The 22,123-nt window shown below is 69.1% G+C and carries 22 protein-coding genes; 18 read left to right on the top strand and 4 right to left on the bottom strand.

Annotated features, from left to right (window positions below):
- The first annotated feature begins 51 nt into the window (after positions 1–51).
- Positions 52–1,149, top strand: a complete 1,098-nt coding sequence (locus ACFWQC_RS05910; RefSeq protein ID WP_378674402.1) for an acyl-CoA dehydrogenase family protein — start codon at positions 52–54, stop codon at positions 1,147–1,149.
- Positions 1,150–1,200: 51 nt separating this feature from the next.
- Here the strand turns inward: ACFWQC_RS05910 and ACFWQC_RS05905 are convergent, their stop codons facing one another.
- Entirely contained in the window at positions 1,201–2,532 is a 1,332-nt protein-coding gene (locus ACFWQC_RS05905; protein ID WP_378674399.1) for an FAD-binding protein, read from the bottom strand.
- A 162-nt stretch (positions 2,533–2,694) separates the two neighbouring features.
- Between ACFWQC_RS05905 and ACFWQC_RS05900 the strand changes: the two genes are divergently transcribed.
- From ACFWQC_RS05900 to ACFWQC_RS05840, 13 genes are all read left to right on the top strand, one after another.
- Positions 2,695–3,486, top strand: a complete 792-nt coding sequence (locus tag ACFWQC_RS05900; RefSeq protein ID WP_350658766.1) for an enoyl-CoA hydratase/isomerase family protein — start codon at positions 2,695–2,697, stop codon at positions 3,484–3,486.
- A gap of 46 nt (positions 3,487–3,532) precedes the next feature.
- Positions 3,533–3,913, top strand: a complete 381-nt coding sequence (locus ACFWQC_RS05895; protein WP_378674396.1) for a Zn-ribbon domain-containing OB-fold protein — start codon at positions 3,533–3,535, stop codon at positions 3,911–3,913.
- Complete coding sequence (locus ACFWQC_RS05890; RefSeq protein ID WP_378674393.1) at positions 3,913–5,061, top strand: thiolase family protein; 1,149 nt, start codon at positions 3,913–3,915, stop codon at positions 5,059–5,061. Before ACFWQC_RS05895 ends, ACFWQC_RS05890 begins: the two co-directional genes overlap by 1 nt.
- A gap of 2 nt (positions 5,062–5,063) precedes the next feature.
- Positions 5,064–6,257 (top strand): acyl-CoA dehydrogenase family protein, encoded by a 1,194-nt coding sequence (locus tag ACFWQC_RS05885; RefSeq protein WP_378674488.1) that lies wholly within the window; start codon positions 5,064–5,066, stop codon positions 6,255–6,257.
- Entirely contained in the window at positions 6,254–7,237 is a 984-nt protein-coding gene (locus ACFWQC_RS05880; protein ID WP_378674390.1) for a phosphotransferase family protein, read from the top strand. Before ACFWQC_RS05885 ends, ACFWQC_RS05880 begins: the two co-directional genes overlap by 4 nt.
- Positions 7,238–7,257: 20 nt before the next feature.
- On the top strand, positions 7,258–8,469 hold the full coding sequence (locus tag ACFWQC_RS05875; protein ID WP_378674388.1) for an acyl-CoA dehydrogenase family protein: 1,212 nt from the start codon (positions 7,258–7,260) through the stop codon (positions 8,467–8,469).
- On the top strand, positions 8,466–9,221 hold the full coding sequence (locus ACFWQC_RS05870) for an SDR family NAD(P)-dependent oxidoreductase (RefSeq protein WP_378674385.1): 756 nt from the start codon (positions 8,466–8,468) through the stop codon (positions 9,219–9,221). Before ACFWQC_RS05875 ends, ACFWQC_RS05870 begins: the two co-directional genes overlap by 4 nt.
- Positions 9,222–9,262: 41 nt before the next feature.
- Entirely contained in the window at positions 9,263–10,021 is a 759-nt protein-coding gene (locus ACFWQC_RS05865) for an SDR family NAD(P)-dependent oxidoreductase (protein ID WP_378674382.1), read from the top strand.
- Positions 10,018–11,073 (top strand): NAD(P)-dependent alcohol dehydrogenase, encoded by a 1,056-nt coding sequence (locus ACFWQC_RS05860; protein ID WP_378674379.1) that lies wholly within the window; start codon positions 10,018–10,020, stop codon positions 11,071–11,073. The genes ACFWQC_RS05865 and ACFWQC_RS05860 overlap by 4 nt, the downstream gene beginning before the upstream one ends.
- Positions 11,074–11,128: 55 nt before the next feature.
- On the top strand, positions 11,129–12,628 hold the full coding sequence (locus tag ACFWQC_RS05855) for a class I adenylate-forming enzyme family protein (RefSeq protein ID WP_378674376.1): 1,500 nt from the start codon (positions 11,129–11,131) through the stop codon (positions 12,626–12,628).
- 54 nt (positions 12,629–12,682) lie between these two features.
- Complete coding sequence (locus ACFWQC_RS05850; RefSeq protein WP_378674373.1) at positions 12,683–13,303, top strand: TetR/AcrR family transcriptional regulator; 621 nt, start codon at positions 12,683–12,685, stop codon at positions 13,301–13,303.
- Between the two features lie 69 nt (positions 13,304–13,372).
- Positions 13,373–13,690 (top strand): EthD family reductase, encoded by a 318-nt coding sequence (locus ACFWQC_RS05845; protein WP_141804858.1) that lies wholly within the window; start codon positions 13,373–13,375, stop codon positions 13,688–13,690.
- A complete protein-coding gene (locus ACFWQC_RS05840) occupies positions 13,690–14,715 on the top strand; it encodes an MBL fold metallo-hydrolase (protein ID WP_378674369.1) in 1,026 nt (341 codons plus the stop codon). Before ACFWQC_RS05845 ends, ACFWQC_RS05840 begins: the two co-directional genes overlap by 1 nt.
- On the opposite strand, the gene ACFWQC_RS05835 is transcribed toward ACFWQC_RS05840, so the two are convergent.
- Both ACFWQC_RS05835 and ACFWQC_RS05830 read right to left on the bottom strand, forming a co-directional pair.
- Entirely contained in the window at positions 14,705–15,082 is a 378-nt protein-coding gene (locus ACFWQC_RS05835) for a hypothetical protein (protein WP_378674367.1), read from the bottom strand. The two genes, ACFWQC_RS05840 and ACFWQC_RS05835, sit on opposite strands and share 11 nt — an antisense overlap.
- A 39-nt stretch (positions 15,083–15,121) precedes the next feature.
- Positions 15,122–15,490, bottom strand: a complete 369-nt coding sequence (locus ACFWQC_RS05830) for a nuclear transport factor 2 family protein (RefSeq protein WP_378674364.1) — start codon at positions 15,488–15,490, stop codon at positions 15,122–15,124.
- Positions 15,491–15,586: 96 nt separating this feature from the next.
- On the opposite strand from ACFWQC_RS05830, the gene ACFWQC_RS05825 reads away from it, so the two are divergent.
- Together ACFWQC_RS05825 and ACFWQC_RS05820 are read left to right on the top strand one after the other, a co-directional pair.
- Entirely contained in the window at positions 15,587–16,381 is a 795-nt protein-coding gene (locus ACFWQC_RS05825; RefSeq protein ID WP_378674361.1) for an SDR family NAD(P)-dependent oxidoreductase, read from the top strand.
- Positions 16,382–16,416: 35 nt separating this feature from the next.
- Positions 16,417–18,348 (top strand): FAD-dependent oxidoreductase, encoded by a 1,932-nt coding sequence (locus ACFWQC_RS05820; protein WP_378674358.1) that lies wholly within the window; start codon positions 16,417–16,419, stop codon positions 18,346–18,348.
- 14 nt (positions 18,349–18,362) lie between these two features.
- Here the strand turns inward: ACFWQC_RS05820 and ACFWQC_RS05815 are convergent, their stop codons facing one another.
- Entirely contained in the window at positions 18,363–19,112 is a 750-nt protein-coding gene (locus tag ACFWQC_RS05815) for an SDR family NAD(P)-dependent oxidoreductase (RefSeq protein ID WP_378674355.1), read from the bottom strand.
- 146 nt (positions 19,113–19,258) lie between these two features.
- Here ACFWQC_RS05815 and ACFWQC_RS05810 point away from each other — a divergent pair, with 146 nt between their 5' ends.
- Entirely contained in the window at positions 19,259–20,311 is a 1,053-nt protein-coding gene (locus tag ACFWQC_RS05810) for an ABC transporter substrate-binding protein (protein ID WP_378674352.1), read from the top strand.
- Positions 20,312–20,351: 40 nt separating this feature from the next.
- Positions 20,352–22,052, top strand: coding sequence for an ABC transporter permease (locus ACFWQC_RS05805; protein ID WP_378674349.1), 1,701 nt, complete (start codon positions 20,352–20,354; stop codon positions 22,050–22,052).
- Positions 22,053–22,123 lie beyond the last annotated feature (71 nt).

The following is a 22,123-nucleotide window of genomic DNA, read 5'->3' as shown; positions in this document are numbered from 1 at the left end:
AATTCAAGTAGTGTGATGACGATAGCGGATACCCGGTTCGAGGAGAAGCCCATGACCCAGAGCCTGGCCGTCTGGCCAGAAGCCGCCCCGTCCATCGTCGCGCCGGTCGCAGAGCACGAGGAGCTGCGCGGCGTGGTCCGTCATCTGCTCGATCGCCACGCCGACCATCAGGCCGTACGTCACGCCGCCGACTCCGCTCGAGGTTGGTCCGAGGACCGATGGCTGAGGCTGAACAAAGAGGTGGAGATCGGTTCGATGATCGTCCCCGAGGAGCGCGGAGGAGCCGGCTTCGGCCTGCGCGACCTCGCTGTCGTGCTGGAGGAGACGGGCGCGGCCCTGCTTCCCGAGCCCGTCCTCGAGTCGTCGGCGCTGACCGCGCTGACTTTCTCGATCGCGGACGACACAGAGGCCGTCCGTGAGCTGCTGGCCGCCGTCATGGCGGGTGACCTCGTCGGCACGGTCGCGCTCGCCGGATCGGTCCAGGTGACCGACGACAGGGCCACCGGCACGCTCGCCCGAGTGGTCGCCGGTGCCGACAGCGACCTCATCGTGTTCGGTGATGGGGGCGGGGTGTTCGTCGTACGCCGGACCGACCCCGGCGTCGAGACCCGCCGGCTCGAGGTCCTCGACACGACCCGGCGTCAGGCCGACGTCGTGCTGAGCGGCGCAGAGGTCATTGGCGTCGTCGGTCCTGAGCGGGCCGAGCAGGTCTTGGCGCACGTACGCCGGGCCGCCACCGTTGCCGTCGCGGCCGAGCATGTCGGCATCGTCCGCCATCAGCTCGATGCCATGGTCGAGTACGTCGGTCAGCGCGAGCAGTTCGGCCGGCCGATCGGTTCCTTTCAGGCGATCAAGCATCGCCTCGCCGACGTACTCACCGATCTGCAGCGTGCGCGCTCCGCAGTCGTCTATGCAGCGGCGCTCTACGACGAGGACCCGGATGCGGCTCTCGCTGCCGAGGTCGCCGGGGCGGTGGCCACCGATGCCGTGATCCGTACGGTGCACGAGGCCGTGCAGCTGCACGGCGGCATCGGGTTCACGTGGGAGCATCCGGCCCACTTCTACGTACGGCGGGCGCTGGGTGACGAGGGCATCTTCGGCAGTGCCAGGAAGTATCGCAACCGCGTCGCCGATCTCGCCGGGATCTGAGTCGGGAGGTGACGTGGGGCGGGTGCCCCACGCACCGCTCGGCTCCGGAGGTCAGCTGGTCTCGAGATGCGTACGTGCCGCCGTCAGCCCGAACACGATCGCCGCGGCGAGACCGCCGGCGTACGCCCGGTTCCACAGACCGCCCGTGTCGGCTCCGGCCGCCAGGAGACCAGGGATCGGCGCGCCGTCGACAGTCATGACCCGCGAGCGGTCGTCGATCAGCAGCCCGGCGAACGGGAACGTGATCGCGGGAGTGGTCTCGATGACGTAATACGGCGGCTCGTCGAGCGGCGTGGCATCTAGCTTCCTGCCCGGCGTGGTCCCCGTGGTCCCCGCGGTGACCTCGGTGTTGAAACGCTCGATCGCCGAGCGGATGGCGGCCCCGTCGTACCCCCACTCCTCCGGCAGGTACTCGAGCTCCTCGAGCGACTCCGCCAGGCCCGTACGTCCGCCGCGCCTCGAGGCGAGGGCGAACTTGTCGACGCTCACGGCCCCCTCGACGTACGCCGGCACCATCCAGTCGCGACGGACCCGTCCATCGGCGATGAGCAGTCCGCGGGCCTCCGGTTGCTCGCTCAGCGCGACCGTTGTGAGGTGGTCACCGAGCGTCTCGTCGACGAACCGCTCGTTGTCGAGGTTGAAGAGCAGCGCGTGCTCGCTGTAGTAGAGCGAGAGGTCGACGAAGTCGCCGGAGTCCTTGAACGGTACGCCGCTGGGCACGAGATGGCCGTAGAACCCGGCGCCCTCGAGACCCGTCGCGGCCCCCACCGCCGTCGCCAGGCGCAGTCCGTCCCCCTTGCTGTTCGGGTTGGACCGCAGGGGCATTGCGCCGGCGCCTGCGCCGAGCAGCCTCTCGCGCATCGCGGGGTCGGCCTGAAAACCTCCGGTGGCGAGGACCGTGTTGCGTGCCCGGATCTCCACGACCTCGCCTGTGGGCAGCCGCAGACGGGCACCGGCGACGGCACCGTGGCCGACGAGGAGCTCCTCGGTCGTGGTCGAGAGCAGCACCTGACCGCCTGATTCGGTCACGATGCGACGGCAGGTGTCGACGTACTGATTGGTGTCGAAGCCGTGCCCCTGACCGAAGGAGAGGATCCGCTGGGACGGGCCGGCTTCGACCCCGGTGCTGCGGATCCAGTCCACCGCGGCGTCGAACCGCTCGACCAGAGCACGCTTGAGCGCTTCGTCGCCGTCGGGATTCTGCTCGTCCATGACCGCATCGGACGGGACGGTCCAGATGTAGCCGGCGAACCGGCCGGAGCCGCCGACGTCGGAGGAGACCTCGACGACCGTGGCGCGCTGCCCGTCGCGTGATGCGCGGGCGGCGGCGGTGAGTCCGGCCATGCCGCCGCCGATGACCAGGAGATCGGGGGAGAGGTCCATGAGTGCCTTTCGTCCTGCCCGGCAGTGCGACCGGGTGCATGGTGCTTACATCGTGACCGTATCAATCGAACTAACTTCAGTTCAACGATTGACGGAGAGTGACGGACGTCCCATACTGAAGTGAATCCACTTCATATTGCCACCGACCGAAAGGCACCGGCCATGGTTGTCAACACCGACCACGTCGTTCTCGAGAAGGACGGCGGCGTCGCCCGCGTCTGGCTCAACCGTCCGCACAAGAAGAACGCGGTCACCGTCGAGCTGCTCCACCGACTCGACGAGATCATCAAGGAGGTCGATGAGGACCCCGACCTGAAGGTGCTGGTGCTCCGTGGCCGCGGCAACACCTTCTGCTCCGGCTTCGACCTCGACGAGCTCCTGGAGAACTACGTGGGCAACACGATGGCCATGGAGGTCGCCGTGCTCTCTGCCCAGGTCTGCGACCGGCTCTACCAGATGAACACGCCGTCCGTCGCCGTCCTCGAGGGTTACGTCACCGCCGGCGGTTTCGAGCTGATGATCTCCTGTGACTTCGCGGTCTCCTCGGACGACGCAAAGATCGGCGACTTCCACATCCGTCGCGCTCTCTTCGGCGGCGCCGGCCCGATCTATCGCCTGCCCCGCATGATCGGTCTGCGCAAGACCAAGGAGCTCATGCTCACCGGCAAGCTCCTCTCCGGCCAGGAGGCCAAGGACTTCGACCTGATCAACGACTCGGCTCCGGCCGAGCAGCTCGACCAGCTCGTCGAGGACTTCGTCGCGCCGATCATCGACAAGAGCCCGTTCGCGATGCGGCTGACCAAGATGGCCATCAACCAGGGCCTCGACGCGGACGTCCGCTCGCTCATGGTCATGGAGCACCTCGCCGTCGGCAACGCCCTCCAGTCGGAGGACGCCAAGGAGGGCGTCGAGGCCTTCCTCGGCAAGCGTGAGCCCAAGTGGGTCGGCCGCTGATCCGCGGCTGACCAGACCGACGAGTCACCCTGGTGAGGAGAGCGAAGTGACGGACGTGCAGACCCCTGCGCTCAAGGGGAGCCGATGTGCCGATTGCGGCAACGTGGCCTTTCCCGTGGCGCGGGGCTGCCAGCGCTGTGGTGCGGTGGCGATGGAGCCGCTGGACCTCGGACGGCGTGGCACGGTGTGGGGTTTCACCATCCAGCGGTTTGCGCCGAAGTCGCCGCCGTACGTTCCGCCGGCCGACGGCTTTCGGCCCTTCGCGGTGGGCTACGTCGAGCTGCCCGAAGGAGTGAAGGTCGAGGCGGTCCTGGACTGCTCCGACTTCGCGGACCTCGAGGAGCAGGCGCAGGTCGAGCTGGTCGCCGTCACCCCGGTTCCGCGGTTCGCCGCGACCGGTGGCGGCGCCGCGAGAGAGGAGAGCTGATGTCGAACGTCTCCATCATCGGCGCCGGACTCTCGAGGTTCGGTCGCCAGAACGGGGTGACGGGCCGGGAGATGGCGGTGACGGCGATTCGTGCCGCGCTCGCCGACGCCCGGCTCGAGTGGTTGGACATCCAGGTCGCCTTCGGCGGCAGCGACGGTGCCGGCCTAGCCGACACCCTCGTTGCCGACCTCGGCCTCACCGGGATCCCCTTCACCAACGTCAAGAACGGCTGCGCCACCGGTGGCAGCGCCCTGGTCACCGCCGTCAACGCGATCCGCTCGGGACAGGCCGAGGTGGCTCTCGCGGTCGGCTTCGACAAGCACCCGCGGGGTGCCTTCGACCCGCGTCCGGAGGAGTGGGGTCTCGACCCCGGCCATGGCGAGGCCGGGCTGATGGTCACCACGCAGTTCTTCGGCATCAAGGTCGCCCGTTACATGCGCGAGTACGGGATCACCGACGCCACCCTCGGCCGTGTCGCAGCCAAGGCCTATCGCAACGGCTCGCTCAATCCGAACGCCTGGCGTCGGGAACCGATCAGCGAGGAGGAGATCCTCTCCGCCGACATGGTCAACGACCCGCTCACCCGGCTCATGTTCTGCTCGCCGGGCGAGGGCGGTGCCGCGATCATCGTCGCCAGTGAGTCCGCCGCCAGGAAGGCGGGCGTACGTCCCGTTCAGCTGCTGTCGGTGGCCGCGCGCACCCGGCAGTTCGGCTCCTTCGAGGTCTTCAGCCCAGCCGTCCAGGGGCATGGTCGGCCCTCGAGCGTCAGCGCGGATGCGGCGGCGGCAGCGTTCGCCATGGCAGGGGTCACCCCCGACCAGATCGATGTCGCACAGCTTCAGGACACCGAGAGCGGGGCCGAGGTGATGCATCTGGCCGAGTGCGGCTTCTGCAAGGACGGCGAGCAGGAGGACCTGATCGCCTCGGGCGCCACCGAGATCGGCGGTCAGCTGCCGGTCAACACCGACGGTGGCTGCATCGCCAACGGCGAGCCGATCGGTGCCTCCGGTCTGCGGCAGGTGCACGAGATCGTCACCCAGCTGCGCGGTGAGGCCGGCGACCGGCAGGTCCCCGGCAGCCCGAAGCTCGGCTTCACCCACGTCTACGGCGCACCCGGCATCAGCGCGTGCACCGTCTTGGGGGTGTGAGCATGATCGGGCTGGAGGAGTTCCTGGCCGAGGGCCGCTCCTGGCTGGCGTCCGTCGCCGACGTACGCATCACCCACGCCTGGGGCGATGGCTCGGACTCCGTCGCGGTCTTCGAGAACTGGACCGCCGAGCAGGAGCGTGCCGAGACCGATCGCATCCGGGCCTACGAGCAGGCCAAGTTCGACGCCGGGTTCGGTGCGATCACCTGGTCTCCGGAGTACGGAGGACGTGACCTCCCGGTCGCCTACCTGCTCGCCTTCCGGCGTCTCGAGGCTGAGTTCGACGTACCTCGGCGCACCGAGATGTTCCCGGTCACCCAGCAGCTCATCGCGCCGACCATCGCGCAGTGGGGGACCGAGGAGCAGCGGTCGACCTACGTACGCGCCATGCTGCGTACGGATCTGATCGCCTGTCAGCTCTTCTCCGAGACCGAGGCGGGCTCCGATCTCGCGGCGGTACGCACCAAGGCGACCCGCCTGGACGACGGCCGTTGGCGGCTCGACGGGCACAAGGTCTGGACCTCGGGTGCCCGGGTCGCCGACTACGGGGTCGCGGTCACCCGCACCGATGCCACGGCTGCCAAGCACGCCGGTCTCACCGTCTTCATCGTGCCGATGGACGCCGAAGGTGTGACCGTCCGTCCGATCCGGCAGATGACGGGCGGGACCTCGTTCAACGAGGTCTATCTCGACGGGGTCGTCCTCGACGACGCCCTGCGGCTCGGTCCCGAGGGCCAGGGGTGGAAGGTCGCCCTCACCGTGCTCGCCTCCGAGCGGCTCGACTCCGGGTCCCTCGGTCTCGAGAACGCCGACCAGGCCGTCGAGCTCGCCCGCAACCTCGGCCGTCGGCTCGACGCGCTCGAGCGGGACCAGGTCGCCGACCTGATCACCCGCAGCTACGTGCAACGGCTCACCGGGATGCGCGTCGCCGCGGCAGTGGTCTCCGGTCAGGACCCTGGCCCCGAGGCGTCGGTCGGCAAGCTCCTCGCCACCGACACGATGGCGCGCACCTCGGAGGTCGTACGCGCCCTGCTCGGTGCCGAGCTCACCGCCAACTCCGGGCGATGGGGCACGTGGGCGTGGACCGAGCACGTCCTGGGCGCTCCCGGCTACCGGATCGCGGGAGGCACCGACGAGATCCAGCACAACATCATCGCCGAGCGTGTGCTCGGCCTACCCCGGGAGCCGCGCCCATGACCGAGCAGCCGTACGAGCTCGAGCTCGGCCCACGCATCGCCGACGTCCTGCGGGACCGGACCGACCTGACCGGGCCGACCGGGATCGGCGAGCTCGCCGTCCTCCCCGGTGGCCACTCCGGCCTCACCTACCGCCTTCCGGTGGGGGAGGGTCGTGACCTCGTGGTCAAGGCCGTCCCTCGCGGGCAGCGGTCCATCGGCCGTCACGACATGCTCAAGCAGGCGCGGATCATGGCTGCCCTGGCCGCGACCGACGTACCGGTGCCGCCGGTGCGTGCCGTCGACGAGACCGAACCGGTCTGGTTCGCCGTCGACTTCATCCACGGCGAGTCGATCGAGCCGACCCTCGACGATCCGGCGATCGACCCCGAGGTCGCCGCCACCCGGATGCTGCGGGCCGCGGAGATCCTGCCGCGGCTCCACCGGGTCCCGGTGGCGAGCCTGCCGGCCGGAGGGGATCCGCTGACCCCGCAGGAAGAGCTCGCCCGATGGTCCAAGACGATGGGCGCGGTCCCCGCCGAGCTCGTCCCGGGTGCGGTCGACCTCGAGGAGCGGCTCGCCCGGCGCGTACCGGATGCCCTTGACGTCACGCTCGTGCACGGTGACTACCGGCTCGGCAACATCATCTGCGTCGGCAACGAGCCCGCCGCGATCATCGACTGGGAGATCTGGAGCCTCGGCGACCCCCGCGTCGAGCTCGGCTGGTTCCTCGTCTTCGCCGACGGCTCGAACTTTCCCGGGGTCGGTCGCGAGGTCCCGGGCCTGCCCAGCGAGGAGGCACTGCTCGAGGCGTACGCAGCAGGCGGCCGCGCCCCCGAGGCGATGGACTGGTTCAACGCCCTGGGCCGCTTCAAGATGGCCGCGATCATGGGCCACAACCTGCGGCGGCACCGCGAGGGCAGGCACCACGACCCGGACCAGGAGCGCCTTCCAGAAACCATCGTCCGGCTCATCAGCAGCGGACTCGAGCGGCTCGGCTGAGCCGCGCCAGGAGGATCACCATGGACTTCGCACTCTCGCCGCGGACCGAGGAGCTCAAGGTCGAGCTCGAACGGTTCATGAGCGAGCACGTCTACCCGGCCGAGCCGGTCTACGACGCGCAGATCGCCGAGAACGACAACCCCCACGAGCAGCCGCAGATCATGCGCGAGCTGCAGAAGATCGCTCGCGACCGCGGGCTCTGGAACCTCTTCATGACCCACGGGGACCGTGGCGCCGGGCTCACCAACCTGGAGTACGCCCCGCTCGCCGAGATCGTGGGCCGCTCCATCATCGGGAACGAGGCGATCAACTGCTCCGCCCCGGACACCGGCAACATGGAGATCCTGGCGATGTACGCCACTCCGGAGCAGCAGCGGCGGTGGCTCGACCCGCTGCTCGCCTGTGAGATCCGGTCCGCCTTCGCGATGACCGAGCCCGAGGTGGCCAGCTCGGACGCCACCAACATCACCTCGACCATCACGCGTGACGGGGACGAGTACGTCCTCAACGGCCGCAAGTGGTACACCTCCGGCATCCTCGATCCGGACTGCAAGCTCGTGATCTTCATGGGCAAGTCGGATCCGGACGGCCCGACGTACCGCCAGCAGAGCATGATCCTGGTGCCGGCCGATGCCCCCGGCATCGAGGTGCTGCGCGACCTGCCGATGTTCGGCTACCGCGACCGGCTCGGCCACGGCGAGGTGCAGTTCACCGACGTACGTGTGCCGGCGGCCAACATGCTCGGCGAGGAGGGCGACGGCTTCAAGATCGCCCAGGGTCGGCTCGGTCCGGGCCGGATGCACTACGCGATGCGGGCCATCGGGTTCGCCGAGCGGGCGCTCGACCTGATGTGCGGGCGGGCAGTCTCCCGGGTCGCCTTCAAGGAGCCGCTGGCCGAGCGTGGGGTCGTCCGCGAGTGGATCGCGCGAAGCCGGATGGAGATCGACCAGATCCGGCTGCTCACCTTCCGCGCCGCCTGGCTGATGGACACCCAGGGCAACAAGTCGGCCCGCTCCGACGTGGCTGCGATCAAGGTGGCCGCGATGGAGACCGCGCACCGTGTCGTCGACCGTGCCGTACAGGTCCATGGCGCTGCCGGGGTCAGCGACGACACCATCCTCGGTCGCCTCTACGCGATCACCCGTGCCCTCCAGATCGCCGACGGTCCCAACGAGGTGCACCTGCGCACCATGGCCCGCCTGGAGCTGAAGAAGCACGAGGTCGGTGCATGAGCGGGGAACTCGCCGGCAAGGTCGCGCTGGTCACCGGTGCCACCCGTGGCCTCGGCCTCGCGATCGCGCAGGCGCTCGCGGCCGAGGGGGCCGCGGTCGTCGTCTCGAGCCGCAAGAAGGACGCCTGCCGCGAGGTCGCCGAGAAGATCGCCGCGACGTACGGCGTCGAGACGCTCGCCCTGCCGCTGCACGTCGGCCACTGGGACGAGATCGAGCCGGCTGTCGCGACAGTCGTCGAACGATTCGGTCACCTCGACATCCTGGTCAACAACGCCGGGATCGCCCCGCTCGCGCCGTCGTTGCTCGAGGTCACCGAGGCGCTCCTGGAGAAGACGATGGAGATCAATCTCAAGGGTCCGTTCCGGCTGATGGCCGTCGCCGGCGCCCACATGCGCGAGCGCGGAGCGGGCTCGATCATCAACATCTCCAGCATCGGGGCCGTACGTCCGAGCCCGGCCGAGGCGATGTACGCCGCCGCCAAGAACGGGCTCAACGCGCTCACCCAGGCCTTCGCCCAGGAGTACGCCCCGCAGGTGCGGGTCAACTGCGTGCTGCCCGGTGCGTTCGAGACCGACATGGCCGCCGGCTGGGACGAGGAGTTCATCGACCTCGTCACCCGCAACCTGCCGGCCGGTCGGCTGGGCAAGCCCGACGAGGTCGCGAGCATGGTCGTCCATCTCGCCGGCGACCGCTCGGGCTACACCACCGGCGCCCTCATCGCCGTCGACGGCGGCCGGACCGCCGTCTACTGACTCCTGCTCGACTTCTCACCCGATCCCCCTGGAAGGACCCCATGGACCTGCCACACGCCTTGGACCTGAGCGGTCGCGTCGCCATCGTGAGCGGCGCGTCGTCCGGGCTGGGGGAGGGCTTCGCCCGGGCACTCGCGGCCGCCGGCGCCACGGTGTTCGCGGCCGCGCGCCGGGTCGAGCGCCTCGAGCAGCTCGCGGTCGAGGTGGCGAACGTCGTTCCGGTCCGTTGCGACGTCACCGATGACGAGGACCGCCGTGCCCTCGTCGCCGCCGCGTCCGCCCACGGACCGATCGACCTCCTGGTCAACAACGCCGGCCGAGCCGGGGGCCCCGACGCGTTGGCGGAGACGGTCCCGGAGTTCGAGAGCCTGCTGCAGCTCAACGTCGTCGCCGGCTTCGCCCTCTCCGCCGAGGTCGTCAGGTCGCTGCCTGCCAACCATCCCTCGTCGATCATCAACATCTCGTCCGTCGTCGGCCTCGGCTCGACCGCGCCCATCGGCGGAGCCGGGTACGCCGCGTCGAAGGCCGCGGTGATCGGGATGACCCGCGAGCTCGCCGGTCAGTGGGGCCGCCGCGGGATCCGGGTCAACGCGGTGGTGCCGGGATGGTTCGATACGGAGATGACCGACGGGCTGTTCACCAACGACAAGTCTGCGACCTGGGTACGCCGCGGCACCATGCTCAACCGTGGTGGCCGCGAAGGCGAGGTCGACGGAGCCGTCCTCTTCCTGGCCTCGGATGCCGCCTCGTACATCACCGGGCAGGTCCTGGTCGTCGACGGCGGATGGACCGCGAAATGACCGACACGATGCTCGCCGTACGCTTCGAGGCCTGGGGCGAACGCCCCCGCCTGCGCGAGATCCCGGTCCCCGAGCCCGGTCCCGACGGCGTGCTCCTCGAGGTGACGGCCGCCGGTATCTGCCACTCCGACCTGCACGTCGAGGAGTCGCAGCCCGGCAGGCTGCCGTTCTCGCTCCCGTTCACGCTCGGGCACGAGGTCGCCGGCACCGTCGTTGCCGTCGGTGACGACGCCGACCCGGAGTGGATCGGACGTGCCGTGGTCGTCCACGGCGTCTGGGGGTGCGGCACCTGCCGCCGGTGCCGCGCCGGCCGGGAGAACTACTGCCTCGAGCGACCACCTGCGATCGGCAACGGTCTCGGGTATGACGGCGGCCTGGCGGAGTTCATGGCCGTCCCGTCGACCCGGTATCTGGTGCCGGCGGACGGCCTCGATCCCGTGCAGGCGGCGCCGCTCACGGATGCGGCACTCACGGCGTACCACGCTCTCAAGCCGTTCCTGCCCGAGCTCGACTCGGAGTCACGCGCGCTCGTCATCGGGGCCGGCGGCCTCGGCCACTTCGCGGTCCAGCTGCTTGCTCAGACCTCTGCCAGGATCGTCGTGGTCGACCCGAAGCAGGCAGCCCGCGAGCTGGCCTCCGAGCTCGGCGCCCATGAGACGCTGCCCGACCTGGAGGCGGCGGCCCGTATGGTCACGACGCCGACCAGCCGTTTCGACGCGGTCTTCGACTTCGTCGCCGCCGAGTCGTCCATGGCTGCCGCAGTCTCGCTCCTCGCCCCCGGCGGCTCGGCACGAGTCGTCGGCGGCGCGGGCGGTGTCCTGCCTGTCGGCAAGGACCTCGGGTTCCCGCAGGGCTGGTCGGTCTCGGCGCCGTTCTGGGGGCCCAAGCCCGATCTGGCGGCTGTCGTCGAGCTCGCCGGTGCCGGGCGGCTGCACGCCCATACCGAGACGTTCCCGCTGGCCGACACGATCGAGGCTTACGACCGGCTCCGATCCGGAGAGATCCGTGGCCGCGCGGTCGTGATCCCGGCCACAATGACCTCGCGCGCGTGACTCGGGACCACAGGTGGCAACCCCATGAATCAAGTGCACCTCAGGAGATGATCTGATGCGGATGTTGGCCCAGGAGTTCGCTGCTCGGGTGGCGACGGACCCGGACCGGGTGGCCGTGATCGACGCCGACGGCGCTCACACCGCCGGTGAGGTGTGGCATGCAGCCGAGGCACTTGCCGCCACCGTTGCGGGGCTGGTCGAGGGCGCCCCAACGGTCCTCGTCCAGGCCGACAACTCGTGGCGCACCCTGACCACGGTGCTGGCGACCGGTCATCTCGGCGGTTTCGTCGTCGTCTTCAGCAGCCACGCGACCGCCACCGAGTTCGACCTCGCGCTCGAGGACGTACGGCCCGACGTGGTCGTCGCCTCCGACGGCTGCGTCGCGACCTGGGAGGTGGCCCGGAAGGGCTTCGACGACCCGGCCTCCGACCTCGACGGCTGGGCCGTGCACGCGGTCCCTGGGAGAACACGGGGGACCGAGCGGTGGAACGGTGGCGCCGCGGTCGCGATGACCTCCGGATCGACCGGTCGGCCGAAGTGCGTCATCCAGTCCGAGGAAGCACTGCGTTTCGCCGGCCAGGCGACGATCGACGCCGTCGGTCTGAAGCCCGGAGACCGGGTCGGTGCCTTCGTGCCGCTCTCGTCGGTGGCGGCCCTCTGCTTCGGTCTCTACCTGCCCGCCATGCTCGGCGGCACCCTGGTCTGCCTGCCGAAGTGGAACCCTGCCGACGCGCTCGACCTGATCCGCGAGGAGCAGGTGCGCTGGACGATGCTGGTGCCCACGATGGCGCTCCAGTTCGCCATGGTCGACGGTGCTGCCGGCGGGCTCTCCTCGCTGGCAGCGATGACCGTCGGTGGTGGTCCGATGGATGCCGGCGCACTCGGTCGTGCCGAGGAGCTCCTCGGCACCAAGTTCCTGCGTGTGTTCGGGATGTCGGAGTGCCTCGGCCACACCACCCCGCTTCCCTCCGATCCTGCAGAGGTACGTCTCGGCCGCGACGGTCGCCCGTTCCCCGGCATCGAGGTGCGCGTCGTCGACGACCGGGGTGCGCCGCTTCCCGGCGGCGAGGTCGGCCGTGCCCAGGTCAAGGGACCCTCGCTCTTCACCGGGTACGCCCGTGAAGGTGCTCCGGTACCGCCGGAGCTCACCGAGGACGGGTTCTTCTTCACCGGGGACCTCGCTCGCATCAACGAGGACGGCACGATCAACATCGTGGGTCGCGAGAAGCAGATCATCATCCGTGGCGGCCGCAACATCGACATCAACGAGGTGGAGGCAGCCGTGGCCTCCGTGCCCGACGTGATCCAGGTCTGCGTCGTCCCGGTCCCGGACCCGGTGCTGGGGGAGCGTGCGGCCGCGCTGGTCGTCACGCCTAACCCGTCGCTCGACCTCGGAGTCGTACGCACGCACCTGGAGGCACAGGGAACACCGAAGCATCAGTGGCCGGAGTTCGTCTTCGTGGTCGAGGACCTTCCGCAGAACCGCGTGGGGAAGCTCGCCCGCAGAGATGCGGCCCGATTGGCGGTCGACCTGGTACGGTCGATGGCCCACTGAATTGACCTCAAGTCGGGTATTCTCGAAGAGGATCCCAGAGAGAAAGGGTTCGCCATGCCACGTCAGGCGACCGTGACGGAGAGCCCCCGTTCGAAGCGTGGGCTGATCCTCAGCGCTGCAGTCGAGAGCTTCGGTGACGACGGGTTCGAGCTCACCAAGTGGGCCTCCGTCGCCGACAAGGTCGGCATCGGGCAGACAGCGCTCTACCACTACTTCGAGTCGAAGGTGCACTGCCTGCTGACGATCATGAGCACTGAGCTCGAGCGCAGCGCCAGCCGCTTCGAGCGGGTCGTCTCCGTCGAGGACGCGCCCGTCGATCAGCTGCGCGCGGCGGTCCGTGCGGCGTTCGACGTGACGCCGCAGGAGGTGTTGCAGATGCGCATCCTGCAGAGCCACATGGACCTGTTGGCGACCCCGCGGCAGTCCGAGCGGGAGGAGGCCGAGCGGCAGCATGCTCGCGAGCTCGTCCGCAAGGTCGAGGACAACTGGACCGGCCTGGTCCGGCGTGGCATCGAGTCGGGTGACTTCGCCGACCGCGACCCCGAGCAGACCAGTCGTGCGGTGCTCGCCCTCGTGGTGAGCGTCTGGCGTTGGTACCGCACCGGCGGACCGACGACGCTCGAGGAGACCCGCGACTTCATCTCCGACGCTGTCCTGCGGCTCGTCGGCCCCTGACCCATCTCGTTCCAGGTCCGCGCGGACCTCTGTCCGCAGAACCCAAACAGAATTCAGATCAGGAGTGACATGTACAACCTCATCTTGATGGCCTCTCGTCCCGAGGACTGGTCTCACGAGCAGTTCATCGAGTGGTGGCGTGGCGAGCACGCCGAGGTGACGTACCCGCTTCCCGGCCTGCGCCGGTGGCTGCACACCGATGTCCAGGTCGCTCTCGAGGAGCGGTCGGAGGGCTGGGACGGCGTCTCGATCCTGAGCTTCGACAGCAAGGAGGCCCTCGACCAGGCGCTCGCGAGCGAGGAGTGGGCCGCCGCGATCAAGCATGTGGGCCGCATGCGTGGCCACCGGATCGCCGTCATGGGCGAGGAGCGGACGATGGTCGGCTGATGCCTGCCGCAGAGACCTGGTGGGGTACGCCCGGCTGCTACCAGGTCGTCGACGGCGTCCATCGGATCCCGCTGAGCATGCCCAACGACGGCTTGCGTGCCGTCAACGTCTACGCGGTCGAGGCCGACGAGGACCTGCTCCTCGTCGACGGCGGCTGGGCGGTGCCGTCCGCGGTGGACGAGCTGGAGTCGGCGCTGGCGATGATCGGTCGCTCGCCGCAGGAGATCAGCGACGTACTGGTCACCCATATCCATCGCGATCACTACACCTTCGCCGTACGGCTGAGGGAGAGGTACGGCGCCCGGGTCCACCTGGGCCGGCTCGAACGCCCTGGTCTCGCCGCGATCCAGGAGCTGGGCAACAACGTCCCGGTCAGCTCGCTGCGCGAGCTGCGCCGATCGGGGGCGGACGACCTCGGCCGGGTGATCGAGAAGGAGACCGAGCTCGAGCCGTACGACGTCGCCGACTGGGCAGACCCCGACGGCTGGCTCGACGCCGGCCCGCTCGAGATCGCCGGTTGGCAGGCGGAGGCCGTGCACACGCCGGGCCACACGAAGGGTCACCTGGTCTTCCACGACCAAGAGCGCGGGCTGCTCTTCTCGGGCGACCACGTGCTCCCGACGATCACGCCGTCGATCGGCTTCGAGCTCGGCGAGTGGGACCTTCCGCTCAAGCACTACCTGGAGTCGCTCGCGCTGCTCCTGGACCGAGCCGACGCCCGGCTGATCCCGGCCCACGGGCATCCGACCGACAGTGTCCACGACCGGGTGCGCGCCCTGCTCGCGCACCACGAGCACCGGTTCGGTCAGGTGGTCGCCATCCTCGACGCCCATGCGTGGGCCATGACGGCCGCCGAGGTCGCCGAGCAGCTCCCGTGGACCCGTCGCGACGTGCCGTACGCCGATCTCAACCACTTCAACCGGATGATCGCGATCTGCGAGACGGCCGCCCACCTCGACGTCCTGGTCGACCGCGTCGACGTCGAGGTCGACCAGGAGGACGGGGTCGACCGCTTCAGTCGGTGAACTGCACCGCAGGTGTGCGACAGATCAGCAACCGCCGTACGCGGCCGCTGGCCGGGTCGAGCTGTGCGCTGGCGTTGAAGGACGCCTCGAAGGCGCCGTCGCGGCGGGTCTCGCCCAGGGCCAGCTCGGAGTCGTCCACTCGTGAGCCCGCCAGCAGATGGTGGGTGAGCACGCTGACCTCGCGCTGCTCCAGGTAGGCGATCAGCCCGGCCCGGTCGCCCTGGAACTCCGCGGCCTGATCGGCGCCCTTGGAGAAGAGGATCGAGAGCTGGAAGTCGTCGGTGATCATGTCGAGGACCCGCTCAGGGGTGGTCGAATCCATGATCTCGAACCAGTCGTGCAGCAGCGGGGTCGAGCTGGAACTCATCGTCTGTGACATACGGGATGTCTCCTTCGGGGATCGGTATCAGTCGGGCAGCAGGCCGAGCTCGGGGTCGAAGACCACCTGGTACGCGGAGATGAGGCCTTCGTCGCCAAGCCGGGCGGCGGCGAGGAAATGACCGGTCACGGTCTTCTCGTCCTCGAGGACGGCGCCGTAGACGAACTCGACGTCCCCGGCGACCGACGAGCGCTGGGGTACGTGACGGCGTACGACATCGCCACGGCCCGACAGATAGGCGGCGAGATCCTCGCGGCCGATCCCGCGGACGGCGCGGTTGGGCAGCAGGATCGCGAACTCCACGTCGGCGGTCACGAGTGCCATCCCGGTGTCGAAGTCGCTCGCGTCGACTGCGGCGTAGTAGCGGACCAGGGTGGGGGAGGTCTCGATCGACATGACTTGAACTTAGTTCAGTAATTGGTGGGTTGTCCAGGTATTGGTGTGATAGGGCTTACATATCTAACCGACTTCAGTTTAATGAGGGAGTGGAGCATGAGCCAGCAACAGGCCGCGCGATTCGACGGGCAGGTCGCCCTCGTGACCGGAGGTGGGTCCGGCATCGGCGCAGCCGTGGCGAGGCGGCTCGCCGCGGAAGGCTGTGCGCGGGTGCATGTCGCGGACATCGACGCGGGCAACGCGACCGCGGTCGCGGAATCCGTGGGCGGCACCGCTCATGTGGTCGATGTCGCCGACCCGCGGGCGGTCGAGGACCTCGTCGCCGTGGTCACCGGGGCAGGCGACCGGCTCGATGTCGTCGTCCACACCGCCGGCGTGGACGACCCCGCGGCCAAGGCGCGGATCCTCGCGGCACGGGAGACGGGTGAGCCCGTCGACGTGCTGTGCGACCTCGACGACGACGGCTGGCGCCGTGTCATGTCGATCAACCTCGACGGCACCTTCCACGTGCTCCGCGCGGCCGTACGGGCTATGCGCCCGCGTGGCGGGGGAGCGATCGTGACCGTCGGCTCGTCGGCGGCGTACGACACGTTGATCGGCTACCCGCACTACGCCGCCTCGAAGGCGGGCGTGCACGCCTTGTCGCAGTCGGTTGCCAAGGAGGTCATCTCGTACGGGATCCGGGTCAACACGGTCGCCCCTGGCCCGGTCGACACCCCGATGGCGGGCCGCACCCCGGAAGCCGTACGCAAGGCGATGGAGGAGACCGGAGCCATCGGGTACGCCTCCGCCGACGACCTCGCGGACAACATCTGCTACCTCGCCTCGCCGGGCGCGAAGAACGTCGTCGGGGCGGTGCTGCTCAGCAACGGCGGCCGCTTCACCGTCTGAGAACCACCGCAGAGACCGCCGCGAAAGGACACCCCATGGGCACCGAGTTCCCGCATCTCTTCTCGCCCCTCACCATCGGCCCGATGTCGGTGAAGAACAGGCTCGTCGCGCTCCCGGCCGGCACCAGCATGGCCGAGGGCGGCGTACCGACCCATGGCGACACCGAGCACTTCGAGCGTCTCGCTGCCGGCGGCGTCGGCATGATCATCGGTGGCGCCACGGTCGTCCACCCGACGACCACGCTGCGTTCACGCAAGCTGGTAGAGGCCTATCTCGACGAGTTCGTCCCGGCAGCGGCCGCCAAGGCCGACGTCATCCACCGCCACGGCGCCAGGTTCATCGGGCAGCTGTGTCATCTGGGGCGCGAGTTCATCGGAGGCGAGTCCGACTCGCCGCCGGTGGCGCCGTCGCCGATCAAGACGGTACGCGATGCGTACCCGCCGCACGAGCTGACCGTTGCCGAGATCCACGACATCGTCGAAGGGTGGCGGGTATCGACGGAGAACCTGGTCAGGGCCGGTGCCGACGGGGTCGAGATCCACGCCGCCCACGGGTATCTCCCCGCGCAGTTCATGTCGCCGCTGACCAACCGGCGTGAGGACGCCTTCGGTGGCTCCTTCGAGAACCGGATGCGGTTCCTGCACCTCGTCATCGAGGCGATGGAGTCGGTCATCCCCGAGGGCTTCGTCCTCGGCGTGCGTCTTTCGGGGGAGGAGGAGATCCCCGGCGGGATGGACATCGAGGACTGCGTACGCGTCGCCGAGGATCTGGCCGGCGCAGGAGTCGACTACTTCAGCATCACGCACGGCACCCGCGGCAAGTACGTCAAGGACTCGACGAACCCGGACGCCGTCGCGGTGCCGTCGGCGGCGCGGGTCAAGGCCGCCACGGGTCTGCCGACCCTCGTCGGGCAGCGCATCCGGGACGCGGCGACCGCCGACCACATCATCAGGACCGGGCGTGCCGATCTGGTCGGGATGGCGCGCGCACTGATCGCCGATCCCGACCTTCCTGCCAAGTCCGAGTCCGGTCGGGTGAGCGAGGTGCGCGGCTGTCTCGGCATCAACCAGGACTGTCGCGCCTTCGATCCGCACCTGCACTGCGCCGTCAATGCCGAGGTCGGCCGCGGACGGCATCGCAACGTCGGTGTCCGGGTCGATCGCCCGAAGGAGATCTACGTCGTCGGGGGAGGGCCGGCGGGTCTGGAGACGGCGCGGATCGCGGCCGGCCGCGGCCACCGGGTCACTCTCTTCGAGCAGTCGACGCAGCTCGGCGGTACAGCGCTGGTCGCCGCCGCATCTCCGCATCGCGCCGCCTTCATCGACGTCGTCGACTACCAGGAGCGGGAGCTCAAGAGGCTCGGCGTCGATGTGAACCTCGCCGCCGGCATCGAGGCCGACGACCTCCAGGAGATCGTCGCGATGGCCGATCACGTCGTCGTCGCGACCGGATCGCGCCCGGCGGATCCGCCCGACGTGCTGGCTGGGCGGCCGTTCGCGACCGTCGACGACGCGATCACCGGTGCGCTCGACCACGCCGGCGACCGGCGTGCGCTCGTCTACGACGAAGGAGACGGGTTCTGGCCGGCGTACAGTGCGGCAGAGGCGCTGGTGCGAGCGGGCTGGCAGGTCACCTTCGCGACCGCCCTCGGCGCTCTCGCCTCCCGCGTGCCCGCCGAGAGCGCGGGCCCGCTGCTCACCCGGCTCGGCGCTGCCGGGGTCGACCTCCGTGTCGCGAGCACCGTCGTACCGGAGGACCCGGCGGCGTCGCTCCAGCTGGCGCCGGTCTTCGGAGGTGAGCCGGTGGACCTGGGGCCGGTGCTCACCGTCTGGCACCGGCCCCGGGTGCCGGTGCTGCCGCCGGGTGTCGTCGCCGGCGACTCGGTGAGCGTGATCGGCGACTGCCTCACGCCTCGGCGGGTCTCGCATGCGATCGCGGAGGGCTATCGGCTCGGCGCCGAGCTCTGAGTGGGCCGGCGTCGTCAGCGAGCGGTCCAGCCGCCGTCGGCGTACACCTCGCTTCCGGTCATGTAGCCGGCGTCGTCACTGCCGAGGAAGGCGACTGCGCCCGCGATCTCGGCCGGGGTGCCGAGGCGGCCCATCGGGGTGTTGGCGAGCATCGCCTGGTGGCGGGGCGAGCCACCGAACCGCTCGATCAGCTGCGGGGTCTCGATGAATCCCGGGTGCAGCGAATTGACGCGTACGCCCCGGGTGGCCCAGTGCAGGGCGGCGTTCTTCGTCATCGTGCGCACCGCCCCCTTCGCGGCGTGGTACGCGATGCTGTTGCCGAGACCGCCCGTGCTGCCCAGGACCGAGGCGACGTTGACGATCGATCCGCCGCCGGTGCGTTCCAGAAGCGGTCCGAGGTGCTTCATGCCCAGCCAGACCCCGGTCTGATCGACCGCGACCACCTTGTCCCACGTGGCGCGTTCCTCGTCCTCGACGGTCGCGATGCTGCCGATCGCGGCGTTGTTGATCAGCACATCGAGACCGCCCCAGGCGGCCTCGATCTGCGAGGTGGCCTCGCGCCACTGCTCCTCGTCACTGACATCCAGCTCGAGGGCGAGGTGGCCGGTGCCGGTCAGGGAGTCGACGAGCGGGCCGAGGTCGGTCCCGGCCAGGTCGGCCGCGGCGACGTGCGCGCCCTCGGCGCTGAGCCGGGCGCAGACCTCACTGCCCAGCCCGCCGCCCGCTCCGGTCACGAGCACTCGCCGATCTGCGTACCGCTTCATCCTTCACCTCGTCCTCTCGGTCCCTCGAATCCTCAAGTGAATTCAATGAGACTTTCCTTGCCATCGTGTGACGCGCGCCATACAGTCTACCTGAACCAACTTCACTTTAGTAACCAAGAAGATGCTGTGCCTCAAGGGAGATAGAGATGATCAGACGACGCCTGTTCGCGCTGGCCGCCGCAACGGTGGCGGTCGCGACGACCCTGACGGCCTGTGGTGGCGGCGCCACCAAGACCGAGCTCGCCGGTAGCTGGAAAGAGATCGTCGCGGCAGCCAAGGACGAGGGCTCGGTCACCCTCTACTCCACCCACTCCCCGGACAACCTCGAGCTGCTGAAGAAGGCGTTCGAGGCGAAGTACCCCGGGATCAAGCTGAACTATGTACGCGGCACCGACGCCGACATCGTCCCCAAGGTCGAGACCGAGATCCAGACCGGCCAGGGCACCGCGGACATCCAGATGGCGACCGACGCGGCCTTCATGGACAACGCGACGAAGCAGAACTGGAACGTCAAGGTCGTCGGCCCGAGCTTCGACAACGAGGACTACCAGCGCTCCGAGAGCATCATGGACGAGAAGTGGTTCCTCTCCAGCGCGACCGTCTTCGGCTACGGGTGGAACACCCGAAAGCTGCCGAAGGGCCTGCACACCTACGAGGACGTCCTGGCCGCGAACGCGAGCGGCGGGAAGCTGGGCATCACCAACCCGGCGGGCATCCCGACATATGTGGACATGTACCGCCGGATCGACGCCGACTGGGGCGGTGGGTTCGTGAAGAAGCTCGCCTCCCAGAAGCCGCGCATCTACCCGAGCGCGGTGGCCATCGACCAGGCGATCGCCTCCGGTGAGATCTGGGGCTCCCCGACGGTCGGTACGACCATGCTCGACACGAAGGCGAGCGGTGCGCCGGTCGACTTCGTGGTTCCCGAGGACCCGTTCGGTGTCCCGTGGTACAGCCAGGTGCTCGCCTCGGCGCCGCACGCCAATGCCGCCCAGGTGCTCGCGGACTTCATGGTGACGCCCGAAGGTCAGGCCGCCATCTCGCACAACTACGTCGGTGTCCTGCCTGACGTCGAGGGGACCGGCGTCCCTGGTTCGGACCTGCTGGCGCAGGACATCGAGCTTCCCGACCCGAAGACGCTCGACCAGGACTCGGTCAACGAGTACCAGAAGCAGTGGGAATCGCTCTTCCAGAGCTGATCGCCGCCCCTTCGCCGACCCCGACCTCGAGGAAGACCTCATGACCACGATCGTCAGCAGCACACTGCCTCGTCTGCGCGGCGACGCCGCCACCTGGCGCGCGCGCCTGACGTACGCGCCCTTGATCCTCATCCTGGGGTATCTCGTCGTGGTGCCGCTCTATCGGCTCCAGTCGCTCGCGTTCGCCGACGGCGCGAGCGGCTATCGGGCCCAGTTCGGGCGCGACGACATCGGGGAGACGCTCCGTACGACACTCCTGCTCGCGGTGGTCTCGTTGGCCATCGCGATGGTGCTCGGCACCGTCCTCGCCTTCGCGACGAGCCGGCTCCCGCGGCGACTCGGCTTCCTGCGGGTCGTCCCGCTGCTGCCGATCGTGATGCCGTCGGTGGCCAATGTCGCCGGCTGGGCGTTCCTGCTCTCGCCGGGACCCGGCTACCTCAACGCCACGCTGCGGCACCTGCCGTGGTGGCAGGACCTCGAGAGCGGTCCGGTCAACATCTACAGCACGACCTGGATCATCATCATCACCGGCTTCGGGCTGACCTCGTTCGTCTACCTCTTCGTGAGTGCCGGGATGCAGAACATCGGCTCGGAGCACCTCGAGGCCGCGGCGATCAGCGGGTCGTCCACGATCGGGGTCTTCTTCAAGATCGTACTGCCGCTGCTGCGCCCGTCGCTGGTGTACGGCGCGGGTGTCGCGCTGCTGCTCGGACTCGGACAGTTCACCGGCCCGCTGCTGCTCGGGCAGAACGAGGGCGTCAACGTACTCACCACAGAGATGTATCGGCGTACGAGCGAATCGCCGACGAACTTCGCCGCGGCCGCGGCCGCGGGATCGCCACTGGTGATTTTCGGGCTGCTGGTGATCTTCGCCCAGCGCTACCTGCTCGGCAACCAGACGCGGTTCGTCACCCACGGCGGCAAGTCCTTCGCGCCGACGCACGGCCGGTCCGCCTGGGCGGCCGTCGTGGTGGCGGCGTACGGACTGGTCGCGCTGGTGCTGCCGTTGATCGGGGTGATCCTGGTGTCGCTCTCGCCGTTCTGGTCTGCCGACCTGTCGTGGGGCCTGCTCACGCTGGACAACTACCGTGCGCTGCTCGAGACCCCCGGCATCGTCGAGTCGGTGGTGACGAGCGTCGTCACGTCGTTGATCGCGGTCGCGATCTGCGTACCCATCGGGCTCGGTATCGCTCAGCTCATGGTGCGGCGGCGGGACCTGCCGCTCGTACGCCTCCTCGGTGACCTGATCACCGCGCTGCCGCTCGGTATCCCGGCGGTTATCTTCGGCGTCGGTTTCCTGCTGACCTACACCCAGCCGCCGTTCATCCTCTACGGAACCAAGGCGATCATCGTGCTCGTCTACGTCGTCCTGATGATCCCGTTCGCGACCCGGATGCAGCTGACGGCGCTGGTCTCGCTGGGCAACACCTACCAAGAGGCGTCGGCGGTGAGCGGCGCCGGCCCGGTGCGTACCGCACTCAACGTCACGCTTCCCATGCTCAAGCCGGCCGTGCTGAGCTCCATCGCCCTGATGTTCATCCTGCTCACCCATGAGTTCGCCGCCTCGATCATGGTGCGCTCGGCGACGACCCAGGTGATGGGCACGCTCCTTTACGACCAGTGGACCAACGGTTCGTACCCCCTGGTCGGGGCGATGGCGATCCTGATGTCCGCCGTCACCGGAGCCGGTGTCGCCATCGCGATGCTGGTCGGTGGCCGAAACGTGCTCGACAACCTCTGAGGAGCGACCCGGGCATCCGTCGCCCGTGTCGTACGCCCGTCGTGACCCAACCAAGCAAGCCCATGGAGGAA

Origin of the sequence: Nocardioides sp. NPDC058538, from assembly GCF_042719275.1 — a bacterium.
Lineage (GTDB): Bacteria > Actinomycetota > Actinomycetes > Propionibacteriales > Nocardioidaceae > Nocardioides.
This window is presented reverse-complemented; position numbering and strand designations above follow the sequence as displayed.

Coding starts and splice junctions, on each gene's coding strand:
- ACFWQC_RS05910 (WP_378674402.1), top strand. CDS start 52: ATGACCCAGAGCCTGGCCGTCTGGCCAGAAGCCGCCCCGTCCATCGTC.
- ACFWQC_RS05905 (WP_378674399.1), bottom strand. CDS start 2,532: ATGGACCTCTCCCCCGATCTCCTGGTCATCGGCGGCGGCATGGCCGGA.
- ACFWQC_RS05900 (WP_350658766.1), top strand. CDS start 2,695: ATGGTTGTCAACACCGACCACGTCGTTCTCGAGAAGGACGGCGGCGTC.
- ACFWQC_RS05890 (WP_378674393.1), top strand. CDS start 3,913: ATGTCGAACGTCTCCATCATCGGCGCCGGACTCTCGAGGTTCGGTCGC.
- ACFWQC_RS05885 (WP_378674488.1), top strand. CDS start 5,064: ATGATCGGGCTGGAGGAGTTCCTGGCCGAGGGCCGCTCCTGGCTGGCG.
- ACFWQC_RS05880 (WP_378674390.1), top strand. CDS start 6,254: ATGACCGAGCAGCCGTACGAGCTCGAGCTCGGCCCACGCATCGCCGAC.
- ACFWQC_RS05875 (WP_378674388.1), top strand. CDS start 7,258: ATGGACTTCGCACTCTCGCCGCGGACCGAGGAGCTCAAGGTCGAGCTC.
- ACFWQC_RS05870 (WP_378674385.1), top strand. CDS start 8,466: ATGAGCGGGGAACTCGCCGGCAAGGTCGCGCTGGTCACCGGTGCCACC.
- ACFWQC_RS05865 (WP_378674382.1), top strand. CDS start 9,263: ATGGACCTGCCACACGCCTTGGACCTGAGCGGTCGCGTCGCCATCGTG.
- ACFWQC_RS05860 (WP_378674379.1), top strand. CDS start 10,018: ATGACCGACACGATGCTCGCCGTACGCTTCGAGGCCTGGGGCGAACGC.
- ACFWQC_RS05855 (WP_378674376.1), top strand. CDS start 11,129: ATGCGGATGTTGGCCCAGGAGTTCGCTGCTCGGGTGGCGACGGACCCG.
- ACFWQC_RS05850 (WP_378674373.1), top strand. CDS start 12,683: ATGCCACGTCAGGCGACCGTGACGGAGAGCCCCCGTTCGAAGCGTGGG.
- ACFWQC_RS05845 (WP_141804858.1), top strand. CDS start 13,373: ATGTACAACCTCATCTTGATGGCCTCTCGTCCCGAGGACTGGTCTCAC.
- ACFWQC_RS05840 (WP_378674369.1), top strand. CDS start 13,690: ATGCCTGCCGCAGAGACCTGGTGGGGTACGCCCGGCTGCTACCAGGTC.
- ACFWQC_RS05835 (WP_378674367.1), bottom strand. CDS start 15,082: ATGAGTTCCAGCTCGACCCCGCTGCTGCACGACTGGTTCGAGATCATG.
- ACFWQC_RS05830 (WP_378674364.1), bottom strand. CDS start 15,490: ATGTCGATCGAGACCTCCCCCACCCTGGTCCGCTACTACGCCGCAGTC.
- ACFWQC_RS05825 (WP_378674361.1), top strand. CDS start 15,587: ATGAGCCAGCAACAGGCCGCGCGATTCGACGGGCAGGTCGCCCTCGTG.
- ACFWQC_RS05820 (WP_378674358.1), top strand. CDS start 16,417: ATGGGCACCGAGTTCCCGCATCTCTTCTCGCCCCTCACCATCGGCCCG.
- ACFWQC_RS05815 (WP_378674355.1), bottom strand. CDS start 19,112: ATGAAGCGGTACGCAGATCGGCGAGTGCTCGTGACCGGAGCGGGCGGC.
- ACFWQC_RS05810 (WP_378674352.1), top strand. CDS start 19,259: ATGATCAGACGACGCCTGTTCGCGCTGGCCGCCGCAACGGTGGCGGTC.
- ACFWQC_RS05805 (WP_378674349.1), top strand. CDS start 20,352: ATGACCACGATCGTCAGCAGCACACTGCCTCGTCTGCGCGGCGACGCC.